This window comes from Sphingobium chungbukense, assembly GCF_001005725.1.
GTDB classification, from domain to species: Bacteria; Pseudomonadota; Alphaproteobacteria; order Sphingomonadales; family Sphingomonadaceae; genus Sphingobium; species Sphingobium chungbukense.
In genome coordinates, this window is record NZ_LBIC01000037.1 from 1 (window position 1) to 829 (window position 829).

Sequence of the window (829 nt, forward strand, 5' to 3'; positions counted from 1 at the left end):
ACGATTTAATCATTTGATCCATAGCATGATGCTGGCGAGTTTGACGAAGCCGAGGAAGTTTGCGGCGAGCTTGTCATAGCGGGTTGCGATACGGCGCCACTGCTTGAGCTTGGCGAAGAAGCCCTCGATGCCCCAACGCTGCTTGTAGGCGATGCGATCGTAACGGTGCTGATATTTGCGATGGCGGCGAGGCGGAATGACCGGCTCGCCGCCTTGCTCGTAGATGAGATCGTGCAAACTGTCGGCGTCATAGGCACGATCAGCCAGCACCTTGCCAGCCGGGATGCCGCGGATCAGATCGCAGGCGGGCGCCATGTCGTTTTGCTGTCCGGGGCCGAGGATGAAGCGGATCGGCAAGCCCAAGGCATCGACTACGGCATGGATCTTGGTGCCGAACCCGCCTCGCGAGCGCCCGAGAGCCTGGGCTTGAACGCCCCCCTTTTTACCCGAGCCCCAGCCGCCTGGGCCTGGGCGCGGATCACGGTCGCATCGATCGCCAGCCATTCGATGTCGGGATCATCCGACACAGCCTCGAAGATCCGGTCGATCACGCCTTGCTCAACCCAGCGATAATAACGCCGCTTGGCGGTCTGATAGGGACCGAACTTCTCCGGTAGATCGCGCCAGCCATAGCAAGGCGTCAAGAAACAACCGCCCGTCACTGCGAGGACCGCGCTTGCCCTTGCGCCCTCCCGGAACGAACTCGCGCAGCCGCTCCCACTGATCATCCCGCAGCACTTCGCCTTCCACGCCAGCCTCCAAAAGCCAGCCTTGAATCACAAATCCAAACCCTCGTGAATCTGGAGGTTTCTGTGAGGTCGCGCGGCCT

General features: G+C 61.3%; 1 pseudogene. It reads right to left on the reverse strand.

The annotated features are described in order from the left end of the window. Positions 1–9: 9 nt before the first annotated feature. Positions 10–750, reverse strand: a pseudogene (locus YP76_RS26430) (IS5 family transposase). Between the last annotated feature and the right edge of the window lie 79 nt (positions 751–829).